The organism is Ruegeria sp. B11, assembly GCF_056539785.1.
The window spans coordinates 279,609-293,973 of record NZ_JBQFVO010000002.1; the positions used below are offsets into that span (position 1 = coordinate 279,609).

General features: G+C 56.4%; 12 protein-coding genes. 11 read left to right on the forward strand and 1 reads right to left on the reverse strand.

Annotated elements, in window-relative coordinates:
* The first annotated feature begins 1 nt into the window (after position 1).
* From hisD to ACR0I1_RS09125, 9 genes are all read left to right on the forward strand, one after another.
* Entirely contained in the window at positions 2–1,333 is a 1,332-nt protein-coding gene (gene hisD, locus ACR0I1_RS09085) for a histidinol dehydrogenase (protein ID WP_480706019.1), read from the forward strand.
* Positions 1,330–2,382 carry an ester cyclase gene (locus ACR0I1_RS09090; RefSeq protein ID WP_480706021.1) on the forward strand — a complete coding sequence of 351 codons (1,053 nt, stop codon included), beginning with the start codon at positions 1,330–1,332 and terminating at the stop codon, positions 2,380–2,382. Before hisD ends, ACR0I1_RS09090 begins: the two co-directional genes overlap by 4 nt.
* Position 2,383: 1 nt before the next feature.
* Positions 2,384–3,151 carry an SDR family oxidoreductase gene (locus ACR0I1_RS09095; RefSeq protein WP_170422633.1) on the forward strand — a complete coding sequence of 256 codons (768 nt, stop codon included), beginning with the start codon at positions 2,384–2,386 and terminating at the stop codon, positions 3,149–3,151.
* Positions 3,151–4,170: a LacI family DNA-binding transcriptional regulator gene (locus tag ACR0I1_RS09100; protein WP_480706023.1), complete on the forward strand. Its 1,020-nt coding sequence runs from the start codon at positions 3,151–3,153 to the stop codon at positions 4,168–4,170. The genes ACR0I1_RS09095 and ACR0I1_RS09100 overlap by 1 nt, the downstream gene beginning before the upstream one ends.
* A complete protein-coding gene (locus ACR0I1_RS09105; protein WP_170422637.1) occupies positions 4,167–5,156 on the forward strand; it encodes a nuclear transport factor 2 family protein in 990 nt (329 codons plus the stop codon). Before ACR0I1_RS09100 ends, ACR0I1_RS09105 begins: the two co-directional genes overlap by 4 nt.
* Before the next feature lie 152 nt (positions 5,157–5,308).
* On the forward strand, positions 5,309–6,271 hold the full coding sequence (locus ACR0I1_RS09110) for a cupin domain-containing protein (protein ID WP_480706025.1): 963 nt from the start codon (positions 5,309–5,311) through the stop codon (positions 6,269–6,271).
* Between the two features lie 102 nt (positions 6,272–6,373).
* Positions 6,374–7,498 (forward strand): cobalamin-independent methionine synthase II family protein, encoded by a 1,125-nt coding sequence (locus ACR0I1_RS09115; RefSeq protein WP_170561879.1) that lies wholly within the window; start codon positions 6,374–6,376, stop codon positions 7,496–7,498.
* Positions 7,495–8,199, forward strand: coding sequence for an alpha/beta fold hydrolase (locus ACR0I1_RS09120; protein ID WP_480706027.1), 705 nt, complete (start codon positions 7,495–7,497; stop codon positions 8,197–8,199). The genes ACR0I1_RS09115 and ACR0I1_RS09120 overlap by 4 nt, the downstream gene beginning before the upstream one ends.
* 463 nt (positions 8,200–8,662) lie before the next feature.
* Positions 8,663–9,385: a response regulator gene (locus ACR0I1_RS09125; protein WP_480706029.1), complete on the forward strand. Its 723-nt coding sequence runs from the start codon at positions 8,663–8,665 to the stop codon at positions 9,383–9,385.
* Here the strand turns inward: ACR0I1_RS09125 and ACR0I1_RS09130 are convergent.
* A complete protein-coding gene (locus tag ACR0I1_RS09130; protein WP_480706031.1) occupies positions 9,364–10,740 on the reverse strand; it encodes a sensor histidine kinase in 1,377 nt (458 codons plus the stop codon). The two genes, ACR0I1_RS09125 and ACR0I1_RS09130, sit on opposite strands and share 22 nt — an antisense overlap.
* Before the next feature lie 300 nt (positions 10,741–11,040).
* Between ACR0I1_RS09130 and ACR0I1_RS09135 the strand changes: the two genes are divergently transcribed.
* Together ACR0I1_RS09135 and ACR0I1_RS09140 are read left to right on the forward strand one after the other, a co-directional pair.
* Positions 11,041–12,816 carry a type I secretion system permease/ATPase gene (locus tag ACR0I1_RS09135; RefSeq protein WP_480706033.1) on the forward strand — a complete coding sequence of 592 codons (1,776 nt, stop codon included), beginning with the start codon at positions 11,041–11,043 and terminating at the stop codon, positions 12,814–12,816.
* Between the two features lie 39 nt (positions 12,817–12,855).
* A complete protein-coding gene (locus tag ACR0I1_RS09140) occupies positions 12,856–14,187 on the forward strand; it encodes an HlyD family type I secretion periplasmic adaptor subunit (protein WP_480706035.1) in 1,332 nt (443 codons plus the stop codon).
* The last annotated feature ends 178 nt before the right edge of the window (positions 14,188–14,365 follow it).

Sequence of the window (14,365 nt, forward strand, 5' to 3'; positions counted from 1 at the left end):
AATGACAATCGAGTATCTGAAACGTGGTAAGTCCGATGCTGACCGAGCCGAGGATGACGCCAAAACACGCGCTGTCGTCGAAGCGACGCTGAAAGACATCGAAACACGTGGCGATGCTGCGGTACGCGAGCTAAGCGAGAAGTTCGATAACTATTCGCCAGCATCGTTTCGGTTGTCTCAAGACCAGATCGACGACCTGATCAATCAGCTGACGGATCGAGAGCTGGCGGACATCAAATTCGCGCAGGAACAAGTGCGCAACTTTGCACAAGCTCAGCGCGACTCGATGCTGGATATCGAAGTTGAGACTCTGCCGGGCGTCATTTTGGGCCACAAGAACATCCCCGTACAATCGGTGGGGTGTTATGTGCCCGGCGGCAAATTCCCGATGGTGGCCTCGGCGCATATGTCGGTGGCGACGGCCTCGGTGGCGGGCGTGCCGCGCATCATCGCCTGCACCCCTCCGTTTCAGGGCAAACCCAACGCAGCGGTGATCGCCGCCATGTATTTGGGTGGGGCGCATGAGATTTACGTGATGGGCGGCATTCAGGCTATCGGCGCCATGGCGTTGGGAACCGAGACGATTGATCCAGTCCACATGCTTGTCGGTCCGGGTAACGCCTTTGTCGCAGAAGCTAAACGTCAGCTATTTGGCCGCGTCGGTATCGACCTATTCGCCGGCCCGACCGAGACCATGGTGATTGCTGATGAGACCGCCGCAGACGCAGAGCTGTGCGCGACCGATCTTCTGGGTCAGGCTGAACATGGGTATAACAGCCCCTGCGTATTGCTGACCAATTCTCGCAAACTGGCCGAGGACACGATGGCCGAAGTGGACCGGCTGCTGGGCATTCTGCCGACAGCGGGCACCGCAAAAGTATCGTGGGAGGAATATGGCGAAGTGATCGTCTGCGACATGTATGATGAGATGCTGCAGGTTGCTGATGACATTGCATCTGAACATGTGCAGGTCATGACCGATCGCGACGACTGGTTCCTTGAGAACATGACTTGTTATGGCGCACTGTTCCTTGGCCCGCGTACCAATGTCTCGAACGGTGATAAGGTTATTGGCACCAATCACACGCTACCCACCAAAAAAGCTGGCCGCTATACTGGTGGTCTATGGGTGGGTAAATATCTGAAAACACATAGCTATCAAAAGGTTCTGACTGATGAGGCAGCAACCTTGATCGGCGAATATGGCTCGCGCCTATGTATGCTCGAAGGTTTTGTGGGGCACGCCGAGCAATGTAACGTCCGCGTACGGCGTTACGGCGGCATCAATGTCCCCTACGGCGCGCCTGCACCTTACAGGGACGCCGCAGAATGAGTGACAGGCATACTGAGCACAAGACCCTGATCGCACAGGTCAGGGCTGCGATGTATGACTTTACCGAAGCCGGTGTCCGGCAGGCGTTGGATAAGATTTGTTCTCCCGACGCTGTGTTCCATCTGAGCTATCCGTTTGGCGACACCAATGGGAGTAGTGCTTATTACGATTGTTGCTATCGCGATCTTCTGACCGCATGGCCCGATCTTGAGCGCCGCGATTATATCGTCATGGCTGGACCTGATGAATTCGGGGCTGATTGGGTTGGATGCGGCGGGTACTATACCGGCACTTTCGCGGGGCCATGGCTGGAGATTCCGCCGACAGGCCATCAGGTCACCATGCGGTTTCACGAGTTTTACCGGATCGAAAATGGCAAAATCGCCGAGGTGCAGGCGCTTTGGGACATCCCCGAAGTGATGATGCAAGCGCAGGCCTGGCCCATGGCACCCGGTTTGGGGCGGGAATGGCATGTTCCGGGACCCGCGACGCAGGACGGGCTGGTGCCCGGCCCGTATGACGAGGCCAAGGGCAAAGAGACTTGCCAGCACATTGTCGACATGCTGAATCATCTGACCAAACATCCCGCAGAAGGTGGTCCGGAGGTGATGGAGATGGAGCGGTTCTGGCATCCTCGGATGAACTGGTACGGCCCCTCGGGGATCGGCACAGGGCGGGGTATTGCGGGGTTCCGTAATTGGCATCAGATTCCATTCCTCAACGCAATGCCGGATCGCGGGCAGGATGTAGATGAAATCACCTGTCATTTCTTTGGCGACGGTGACTATGCGGCTGTTACGGGTTGGCCCAACATGATCCAGACTGTCACCAATGATGGCTGGATGGGGATTGCACCGTCGGGCAAGAAGATCACGCTGCGCAGCCTCGATTTCTGGCGGCTTGAAAATGGCAAGATTCGCGAGAACTGGGTTTTAGTTGATCTGCTGGATACCTATCGCCAGCTGGGTGTTGACGTCTTTGCCCGGTTGCGAGAGTTCAACATGGCGCGCGTTCCGGGCCGCATTCCATTTCCGGTTGGCGAGGTTTGATATGTCCCAATTTCCCAGCACCCCAAGTTTCAATCTTAACGGCAAACGCGCATTGGTCGCGGGCGCGTCGTCCGGTATCGGCATGGCCTGTGCCGTAGCGCTGGCAGAGCATGGTGCCGAAGTGACACTGGCGGCGCGGCGCAAGGATGCGTTGCAGGATCTGGCAACAGAGATGAACGCTCGGGGATGGTTGGCGAATATACTTGAACTGGATGTTTCTGACGTTGCAGGCACTGCTGATGCTGTGGCGCAAAACGGGCCGTTTGATATCCTGCTGAACTCAGCCGGTCTGGCCCGACACAGCAGGGCCGTGGACACACGGCCCGAGGATTTTGATGCGGTAATGGATGTCAATGTCCGAGGGGCCTATTTTCTGACCCAAGCGGTGGCAAAAGGATTGTTAGAAGCTGGGCGCCCCGGATCACTGATGAACATCTCCAGCCAGATGGGCCATGTGGGCGGGCGGGAAAGGGCGGTCTATTGCGCGTCAAAATTCGCGGTCGAAGGCTTTTCCAAGGCGATGGCGCTGGAGTTCGGCCCTGCAAAAATTCGGGTCAACACGATCTGCCCAACTTTTATTCTGACCGATTTGACCAAGTCGACTTTTGATGACCCGGACAAGCGCGCATGGATATTGGACAAGATCAAGTTGGGCCGTCCGGGCGAGATCGAAGACATCATGGGGGCAGTGGTTTATCTTGCCTCGGATGCATCGGCTTTGGTGACGGGCACCGCGTTGATGATAGACGGAGGTTGGACAGCAGACTGATGGCGGCGCAAAAAGTTACATCCATGGAGGTCGCCCGCCTTGCCGGGGTCAGCCAGTCTGCCGTTAGCCGTGTGTTCACTCCGGGGGCTTCAGCCTCGAAGAAGACGATTGAAAAGGTTCGTCAGGCCGCCAAGCAACTGGGGTATCGGCCGAACGTCCTTGCGCGTGCCGTAGTGTCCGGCAAAAGCCGGATCATTGGGCTTGTTGTGGCGTATCTGAATAATCAGTTTTATCCTGAAGCACTGGAAAGGTTGACGAATACGCTGCAGGAGCGCGGCTACCATGTGATGATATTCATGGCATCGAACCAGGCCGAAAACGTCGATAGCGTGGTCGAGGAATTGCTCGACTTTCAAGTCGACGGCATAATCGCGGCATCGGTGGCCCTGTCGTCGACCTTGTATGAACGTTGTCGGACCGTTGGCGTGCCGATGGTGTTGTTCAATCGGGCACAGGATGACCTCACTATGTCATCGGTTACATCCGACAATGTCGCCGGTGGCCGAAAGGCAGCCGAGTTTCTGCTGGCTGGCGGTCATGAGAAGATCGGATATATCGCCGGATGGGAGGGCGCTTCGACCCAGCGCGATCGTGAAGCGGGATTCGTAGCGGCCCTGCAAGAGGCGGGTGTCAAACTGCACGCCCGTGGAGCTGGAAACTTCATCGCAGAACAGGCGCGTGAGGCAACGCTACGCATGTTCGCGTCCGATCCACCGGACGCTGTGTTCGTGGCCAATGATCACATGGCGATCTCTGTGATGGACACGCTGCGGTTCGAGTTGGGCCTGCAAATTCCGGCCGACGTCTCGGTTCTGGGATATGACGATGTCGCCGTTGCCTCTTGGCCAGCCTACAATCTGACAACTATTCGTCAGCCTGCCAATCGGATGGTTGCCGAAACCGTCGATATTCTACTTAGCAAGATCGAAAATCCCGCTGTTGCGCCGCGCCGCACCGAGATTGACGGACCTTTGATCGTTCGCGGCTCCGCCCGCATACCTGAAGGATGGAAGACATGAAGGGATTTGATCCCAAATTCAAAGATTTCCCGGATTATATCATCGGCATCACCAAAGAGATTTGGGAAGACCGTGGCATTGCGACTCTGCATCAATATTACAGCCCAGACATCGTCGTCCGCTCGCCCGGTTCGGTTGTGTTGGGTAACCAGAATGTCATTGGTGCAACAATGGCCACGTTGGCCGAGTTCCCCGACCGTCAGCTGCTGGGCGAGGATGTGATCTGGTCGGGCACCCCGGAAGAAGGCATGCTGAGCTCGCATCGTATCCTGTCGACCGCCACGCATCGGGGCAATGGTGTCTATGGCAAAGCCACCGGAACACGCTTGCGATACCGAATTCTGGCCGACTGCCACGCCATCGACAACATGATCGATGACGAATGGCTGATCCGAGATCAGGGTGCGATTGTCCGGCAAATGGGCTGGGATCCCAAGGAATATGCCGCCGATCTGATAGCGCGTGAAGGTGGGGCCGAGGCCAGTGTGAAGCCTCTGTCACCCAAGAACGACATCGAAGGCCCCTACAAGGGGTACGGCAATGACAATGAATGGGGACACCGCCACGCGGATCTGCTGACACGGATAATGAATGCAGATATGGGCGCGATTGAACGAGAGTATGACCGAGGCGTGCAGACCGAATATCCCGGCGGTGTCACGGGCCATGGCTGGGATTCGGCTGATCGGTTCTGGATGTCTTTGCGTGCAGCCATGCCAAGCGCAACGTTCACCATCCATCATCAGATCGGGCGCGATGATCCGAATATGCCGCCCCGCTCGGCCCTGCGCTGGAGCTTGCATGGCAAGCATGACGGTTGGGGCGTGTTCGGCAAACCAACAGGTGCTGAGTTGTATGTGCTGGGGATCAGCCATGCCGAATGGGGCGAGTTGGTTGGAGGCGACATCAGGCTGCGACGCGAATGGACCTTATTCGATGAAACCGCGGTCTGGAAACAGCTTCTGTTGGAAACCGGGGATCTCTGATGCTTCAAACGCGCGTCGCATTGGATGCCAGTGAAGGAACTCGGCGGTACCACGGCCACCGGGCGTCCTTGCGGGCGCGGCGGCTGAATAATCGCCCTCCGGGTGCATGAGGATCGAGACCTCTTGTACCAATTCAATGAACGGAGACCATTATGAGCACGATCCAACAACGCATTGTCCGCTACGGCGAACTGCAGCCTTGTAAAACCGCATTTATTGACGCGCACACGCCCGGTTCGGACCAGAAGGAAAACTTTACCATCGTAGGCGGTGGCGTATCCGAAAGCCCCGATCAGCATGTCCACATCACCGACAAAATCGGTTTCAATATTGGCGCGGCGGGGCAACCTCCGAAATGCCGGAATTCGCTGCACAGCCACACCACGGCCGAGGTGTTCTTTGTCGCCAAAGGACGTTGGCGGTTCTTCTGGGGTCGCTATGGCACTGCGGGCGAGTTTATTGCCGAGGAAGGTGACATATTTAACATTCCAACTGGCATCTTTCGCGGTTTCGAAAATGTCGGGCAGGATTATGGGATGATCATGTCGATCCTGGGCGGCGATGATGCGGGTGGCGGTGTCACCTGGGCACCACAGGTGATCGAAGACGCGCAGGCGCATGGGCTGATGCTGGGCGACAATGGCGTGCTGTATGACAGCAAGAAGGGTCAGGAACTGCCCCACAACGTGCGCCCCATGCCGCTGCTGAACGAAGAAGAGCTTAAGAGCTATCCGGAAGTTCCGGTCGAAAATGTTATCGGCAAATATGTGGCACGCTATTGGGATCTGATGGCGCTTTCCGCTAACAAGCCAGCCAAAGTGATTGGCGAAGATGCCCTGATCACGGATAAGCCGGGGTTTGAGGTCGATTTCCTCGGACGCGGCTCTTGTTTGAACGAACCCGTCGCGGCGCATATGCCCGTCGTCCTCATGCCTGCGAGTGGTCATTGGCGGATTACAGTCGATGGCTATGAAACAACTTTGTCCGCAGGCGATACAGCGCTGGTTCTGTCAGGTGAAAGCTACAGTATCGTGCCCTCAATGACCGGAGAGGCAGGTCTGTATCGTATCACGGCAACGGACGATCCCGCCGGTGCTACCTGGACCGGTGCATAAAGGCAAAGTTGCGCGCTCCGATCTTTTTCGGGGCGCGCAGTATGTGACCCGTGCTTCACTTTGGACTCGGCACAGGGAAGTAATTGAATTGGAGATGACAAGATGACCCGAATTTCAACCACCCATGTGGGAAGTCTGCCGCGCAGTCAGGAAGTCGTCGATTTCATCTTCGCGCGTGAGCGGGAGGAACCGTTCGATCAGACAGATTTTGATGCCTGCATGACGAACGCGGTGTCCGAGACCGTAGGCAAACAGGCTGCAGCGGGGATCGATATTGTATCGGATGGCGAGACTTCGAAAATCTCTTACGCGACCTACGTCAAGGACCGCTACACCGGGTTTGCAGGCGACAGCCCGCGCAACGCTCCGGCTGATCTGAAGATGTTTCCGGGCTTTCTTCAACGTTTGGCGAATGATGGCGGTACTCCGCAATACGCGCGGCCCATGTGCGTAGGCGATGTGCGCTCGAAAGGGCAGGGCGAGTTGCAGAAGGATATCGACAACCTCAAAAGAGCCATGGTGGAGCACGGGATTGAGCGCGGATTTATGAATGCTGCCAGCCCGGGTGTGATCTCTCTTTTTCTGCAGAACGACTATTACCCGACGCGCGAGGCGTATTTGGCCGCGCTGGCCGATGCGATGAAATCCGAATATGAAACCATCGTCGCGGCGGGCCTGGATCTTCAATTGGATTGTCCCGATCTTGCCCTGTCGCGCCATATGCTGTTCACCGACCTTTCTGACGAGGAATTTGTCAGTATTGCCGAAATGCATGTCGAAGCGCTGAACCATGCATTGCAGGATGTGCCCGCCGACAAGGTTCGGGTTCACATCTGCTGGGGCAATTACGAAGGTCCGCATTGCTGCGATATCGGAATGGACAAGGTGTTCTCGACTTTGATGTCAACCAAGTCGCGCTATGTGCTGTTTGAAACCTCGAACCCGCGCCATGCACATGAATGGACGGTGTTCCGCGACCGCAAGTCCGAGATACCGGATGACAAGGTACTTGTGCCGGGTGTGGTCGATACCACCACAAACTTTGTGGAACACCCCGAACTGGTCGTGCAACGTCTTGAGCGGTTCGTGAACATCGTGGGAGCGGAGCGGGTGATCGGCGGATCGGATTGCGGTTTTGGCACTTTTGCGGGGTTTGGCGCTGTCGATCCTGATATCGCCTATGCCAAACTGGGTGCGCTGGCCGAAGGGGCTGCTCTGGTCAAATGACATCACTTGTCCTTTTGCCGGGCATGATGTGCGATGCTCGGCTATTCTCGCCGCAAATTGGTGCATTGTCTGGCAGATATCCGATATTTGTCGCCCCCATTGGTGCACATGATACGATGCAGGCTCTGGCCGCCGAGGTTTTAAGTCATGCGCCCGACCGGTTCGCCTTGGCCGGTCTTTCCATGGGAGGCATTGTTGCGATGGAAATACTGCGGCAAGCACCGGGGCGTGTAGCGGGGATGGCGTTGATGGACACCAACCCGCTGGCAGAGGTGGATCAGGTCAAGGCGAGGCGTGAGCCCCAGATAGAGGCGGTTAAAAACGGTCGGCTACGCGATGTGATGGCCGAGGAAATGAAGCCCAACTATCTGACCGATGGCCCTGATCGACAGGCAATTTTGGACCTATGCATGGATATGGCTATGGCCTTGGGGCCGGAGATTTTTGTTAACCAATCCATGGCCCTACGAGATCGCCCGGATCAAAGTCCCACATTGCGCGCTTTCAAGGGATCTGCGCTGGTCCTTTGCGGTCGTCATGACGCGTTATGCCCAGTCGAACGCCACGAATTGATGCATGACCTGTTGCCGCAAAGCCGGTTGGAAGTCATCGAACACGCGGGGCATTTGCCAACTCTGGAACAACCGCGGCAAACCACGGCGGCGCTGCTGCGCTGGCTGGAGACAATCGAAACAATCTAAGCCGGATTTCCGCAAGGCCGTAGATAGCTCTGGTGGAAACTGACTATGATATTACTCTGTCGGACTCGGAGCCTCATTCGTAGCGTGGATGCAGCAGTAGCTTTTAAGGGTTTCAGAAGCACCCAAATCTTGTTCAGAGCCTACTGTTACGATCAAAACTGCACTTAAGTCGGGGCGCACGCGATACACCAAATACAAGGCCTGCTACCAAGTCTCTGACAAAGGTTGCTTTGTTGCACGCAGCCACCTGCGGAATGTCCCGGAAGTTGGAGGAATTTGCTGTTTGGCGTGACAAACTTTTCAATCGTCCGGAATGCCCCGGTGGATGATTGTCTGGTTTAGCCATGAGTGGCGATTGCGGTCGCTGCGTACCGGACAGTTTGATCGTTCTCTGCAACATTGACAGCTTCGAATAGCAAATGTTGTTATCGTAACGGCAGGCATCGTCCCGAGGAGAAGAGCTATGCAAGACGTCGCGGATCAATCCGCTGGCTATGATGAGCACATTCTGATTTGTGACGATGACATCGAGTTTGCTCAGGGTGTTTGTGCATTTCTGACTGACAAAGGGTACAAAATCGAACACGCGCAAGATGTACCCGCTGCGCGGTTGATGATGGCTGATGAAACCTACAGCTTGTTTCTGCTGGACCTCGTGATGCCAGGAACTAGTGGTAAGGTGTTATGTCACGAGATTGCTTCGCGCATAGATGCCGGGATCATCATGATCAGTTCGATTGATGACGACGCCGAGCGGATTTCCCTGCTGGAACTGGGCGCGGATGATTATATCATTAAACCATTCAACGAGTTGGAACTCCTCGCGCGCGTGCGTGCTGTGCTGCGCAGGCGTGCTGGTGGCACGCAGGGAAAATCCCGGGTTACCCGGTTCGGAGAATGGGAGCTCGTTGAAAACGAGCGACATCTCAAAAGTGAAGATGGTCATCTCATCACACTCACCTCAAGCGAAGTGCGGGTTATGCGCTTCTTTGCTGAAAACCCGGACGTGTTGTGTACCCGAGAAGACCTTCTTGCCGTTGCCCGGACCCGACAGCATGGCGGTGCAGGAGACAGAAGCGTTGATGCTCTGATCAAACGGTTGCGATCGAAGATTGAGAGCGACCCTTCAAATCCGGAATATATTCGAACGGTCTGGGGGCAGGGTTACATCTTTCGTCCCGGCTGAACTCCGGTATCAAGCGGCAACAGCACATTTGCCCTAAGGCCTCCGCTCAGGCGGTTCTCAAGCGTTACAGTGCCCCCCTGATCAACCACAATCGCCCGGACTATGGCGAGGCCGAGGCCCGTTCCGGGTTCGGTGGCGCCTAGTCTCTGGAAAGGCTCAAACGCTGTTTCAAGTTGTTCGGCTGGGATACCTGGTCCTTCATCGTCTATGTGAATTGCGGCCATATCATTCGAGGTGGTCAAAGAGACACTTGTTCGGCCCCCGTATTTGACCGCATTTTCCAACAAGTTTCTAAGAACCCGGGTAAGCGCGTTGTGTCTTCCTTTGACCACCGCAGACTGTTCGATGGTGCAGGTCACATCGCGACCCGCCTCAACCTGCTCGTCTACCAACGCCTCAACCAGTGAGCGCAAATCCAGGCGTGCAAGCTCTCCATCGTGATGCGTTTCACGATTGAGGTCGGTGACGGAGTTCACAATATCGCTGATGGTTTCCAACCGCTTGAGCAGTTGCTCTTTTGGTGCCGTTGGTTCCAGTTTCCGGATCTCATCGTGCATCCGGGCAATCGGTCCCTTCAGGTCATGCCCGAGGCTACGAAGCAAGGTTGTCTTGTACTCAAGCGCCAGAACAATCCGGGCTTCCATGCGATTGAACGCAATAATTGTGTGGCGGATATCAATGGCACCCGCCTCGACGAGTGGGCCGACTTCTTCACCCCGGCCGATCAACTCGGCATTGACGGCCATCGCGCTCAGCGGTCGCATCACTTTCTGAATAAGAAACGCAAGTGCGCAAAGCAGGGTAAGCGCGACCAGACTGTCGATTGAGCCAACGATGACCAAAGGTACGATGTTCTTGTTTTTCATGAGCAAATAGCAGTTCAGCCATTCGTCATCATCCTTGAGCCGGACCGAAAAAACGCTCACCAGAAACGCGTCAACGCTTTCTGCATCGATAGGTTCGCCCGAGTGGCTCTTGAACAGTTGCAACAGCGCGCTTTGGTCGTGTTTGGCGTCAACGACCGTGTCTGCCACGGACAGTTCCGCGACGGCGATCCCGCGGTGTTCCAGCCGCGCCGTCAGCCAGTTAGCCAGATTCGGGCGGTCGCGGCCATTGGCCAAAGTGGTTGCTGCATCCTGCGTGCCGACCCTGACACTCCATTCTGCAGGAAAGAAACCAAGCGCTGCTTCGGAGCGGCTGTCAGGAGGCACGCGGGCCAGGGTTGAAACCACCTGCGCAAGAAAGGCATCGCCCCTGTTTCGGATCTCTTCAGCGCGAGAGTTTCGGATCTGGACCACGTCGGTGACTACCGAGAACACGCCGACAATCGTCCAGCTGATAAGCACGATGCTCATAACTTGTGTTCGAAGTGTCAGATCATTCCAGCGCATTGCGCGTAGGCTCCCTGTCCCATCCCCCTCACTTGGGACGCTAATTCAAATACCGCCGCATTCCCAAGCGGAAATTGCAACCACCATGCCGCTGATGACGCAAAGGGGTTTCACCCACCGGTACCGCATTTCGGGGCACTCGGTTTCGCCAGATCGGCAAACAACCGGCCAAATTCGTCAATTGAATCAAAGTGTGACAAGCCCTTGGGGCATCGGCGGCTGGTCTCCAAGTATCACCCACAGAGTTTTTATTGGGAGCCAGCTATGTCAAAGCATTCATCCGTTCATCCACAACTTGCCAGCGCCCGGCGCGCGCTGAGGGGCAATCTGATTGCCACCGGCGTTTTCAGCGGTGTTGTGAACCTATTGATGCTGACAGGGCCGATTTTCATGCTTCAGATCTATGATCGCGTGATGTCTAGCCAAAGCGTGAATACGCTTGTCGCGCTCAGCACACTTGTCGCCGGTCTGTACCTGTTCATGGCCTTGATTGACGGCGCGCGGACCCGTGTGCTGGTTGCCATGGGGCATCGCTTTGAACAAAGGCTCACCCGAACAGCGTTTGATTGCACTTTGTCCGAGCCGTCGCGCAACCGTCCGGGTGGCAACCCGGCGGCGGCAATTCAGGATGTCGAGAAAATTCGCGGTTTCCTGTCGGGCCAAGGTGCCGGAGCTTTGTTCGATCTGCCGTGGATCCCGGTCTATCTGGGATTGGTTTTTGCCATGCACATGTGGCTGGGTATGGTCGGTGTAATTGGCGCGCTGGCATTGGTTGCCATTGCCATCGTTACGGATATCAAAGTCCGCGCTGCCGCGTGCGTTCAGTCTGAGCATTCGGCCAAGCGCAACCGTCTGGCAGAAGCCAGCCGCCGGAATGCCGAAATGGTTCGTGCGATGGGGATGCAGTCCAATCTGGGCAAAACCTGGCAAGATGTGAATGATCTCCACCTTGGTGCGAGTGCTAAGGCGGCCACTACTGTCGGAGTGTCTGGTAGCTTTACCAAGGTGTTCCGCCTGGCACTTCAGTCCGCCGTTCTTGCGGTCGCCGCTTATCTTGCCATCCATGGACATATATCGGCTGGCTCAATCGTTGCGGCATCGGTCATCATGTCCCGTGGCTTGCAGCCTATCGAGACTCTGGTCGGTAGTTGGCGCAATCTGGTTGCTGCCCGGCAAGCATGGGCTCAGCTGAAGCAAACTCTTTCTGGTGACGAAGCTGACCATCGTATTTCCATGCCCAAGGCACAGAAGTCGCTGACCGTTGACGGCCTGATCGCTGCCCCTCCGATGGCCACTGCCGCTGTTCTCAAAGGTGTTGGTTTCGATATGAAAGCAGGCGAGGCACTGGCTGTGATTGGGACGACCGGCAGCGGAAAATCAACCTTGGCGCGCACACTTGTTGGTGCATGGTCGGCGGCCAAAGGCAGCATCAGCCTCGACGGTGTGCCGATCGACCAGTACCTGCCTGAGGAGCTTGGCCCCCAGATCGGTTTTCTGCCGCAGGATGTTGAGCTCTTTGACGGAACGATCGCCCAGAACATCGCGCGTTTTGATCCCGAGGCGACGGACGAGATGGTGATTGCCGCCGCCAAGGCAGCGGGTGTTCACGAACTGATCGCTAGCTTCAAAGACGGCTATGCCACCTCGGTTGGCGAGCGTGGCGCGGCCTTGTCCGGTGGTCAGCGACAGCGTGTTGCCCTTGCACGAGCGCTTTATGGTGATCCATTTCTGGTGGTTCTGGACGAGCCCAACTCGAATCTGGATGCCGTGGGTGAGGCCGCACTGAACCATGCCATTCTCGCCGCCAAGGCACGCGGGGCGATTGTGATCGTCATCGCGCACCGGGCGAGTGTGCTGGGTTCAGTCGACAAGATTCTGATCATGGAAGACGGTCGCGCTGGAGATTTTGGTCCTCGAACAGAAGTGATGGAGCGGTTGCGTCAACGCAATCAGGCCGCCGCCGGAGCTGCACGGCCTGCCGCTGAACAGAAGACCGTCGAACAACCCCAACAAACAGAAATCGTTGCCGCCACGGGCTGACCCAGTCCCGCGCTGTAAACAGAATGAATGGAGGAAGTCATGAATACCAACAAGAATTCCAACACGAAGACCGAAGGGTTTAGGGATCGTTCTGCCCGATCCATCGGCTTTGGTCTGGTCACAATTGCTGTGCTCGCCATAGGATTCGGTGGTTGGGCGATGAAAGCCCCGATGTCCGGGGCGGTCGTGACGGCTGGTAGTGTGGTGGTCTCGTCCGACCTCAGAGCTGTGCAACATCCCGACGGAGGTATTGTCGGCGCCATTCACGTCAAAAACGGAGATAGGGTTCAGGCTGGCGATGTTGTTCTGACACTTGATGATCAGCTGTTGTCAGGCAGCCAAGCCTTGGTCGATGACAGGCTCGTGGCGCTTGAAGCGCAGTTAGTTCGTCTGACGGCCGAGCGCGATGGTCTGGACGATCTCGTACTGTCCGAGGAGCTTGCGGCCCGGAAAGACGAAGACAAAATTGACCGCGCACTCGCAACGCAGCGCGTGGTGATGGAAGCACGTCGTCTGTCGCAGGATGGTGAGGTCGCGGCCTTAGAAGAGAAAATCGAACAGGCAGAGCAGGAAATTGTGGGCCTGGAGGCGCAGCGCGAGGCTTCCGAAGAAGAGATCAAACTGATCGACAGCGAATTGGAGGGTCTGACGCAGCTCTTTGAAAAGGGTTTAGTGCCTGGTACCCGGGTGACGACTTTGCAGCGTCAAAGAAGCAGTCTTGTCGGTAATAGTGGCGGCCTGACCTCTCGGATTGCAGTCGCCCGTGGTCGTATCAGTGAGACGCGTATCCATATCCTGCAACTGGAAAAGACCTTCCGCGAGCAGGTGATGAACGAGATCTCCTCGCTGGAGGTCGAACTGGATGGCTTGAAAGAACGTCGGAGCGCGGCCGCGTTGCAGCTGGCGCGGGTTGACCTTCGGGCTCCGGCGGATGGCATCGTGCATGAATTGGGGGTGCATACAGTCGGCGGCGTAGTGTCTCCGGGCGAAACGCTGATGCAGATCGTGCCCGAGGATGACGGGTTGGTGGTGACCGCTAGTGTCATGCCACAGGACATCAACAATGTCTCCTTGGGCCAGGCTGCGAGCGTGATGATCGGGGCGTTCGATCAACATGTTGCCCCTCGGTTGGATGGGCACGTTGAGTTTGTCTCGGCTGATTTGAAAACAGATCAGATGACTGGCTTACCCTACTACGAGGCGCGGGTTGCTCTAAGCGAGGAGGCTGTCGGACTTTTGTCTGACCGCCAGTTGAGCCTGCTGCCGGGTATGCCGGCTGACGTCTTCATCGAAACCGGCGAACGGACCCTTTTACAGTACCTTCTTGATCCTCTCAGTAAGCAAATCCGGACCACGTTCCGGGAGGTCTGATCGATCCCATGATGTGAGCTGCCCAATAGGAAGAAACAGCTAAAACCAGCGCCAGAAATGGCGCTGGTTTTTTCGATCCTGAAGGCGAGGAGGGGCGAAGGTGGTACCTGAGCGGGTGCTGGTCCACATCTTGGAAGCGCGTCCTGTCTGAAAAGAGATGATGCCCGCTTAAGAGCCT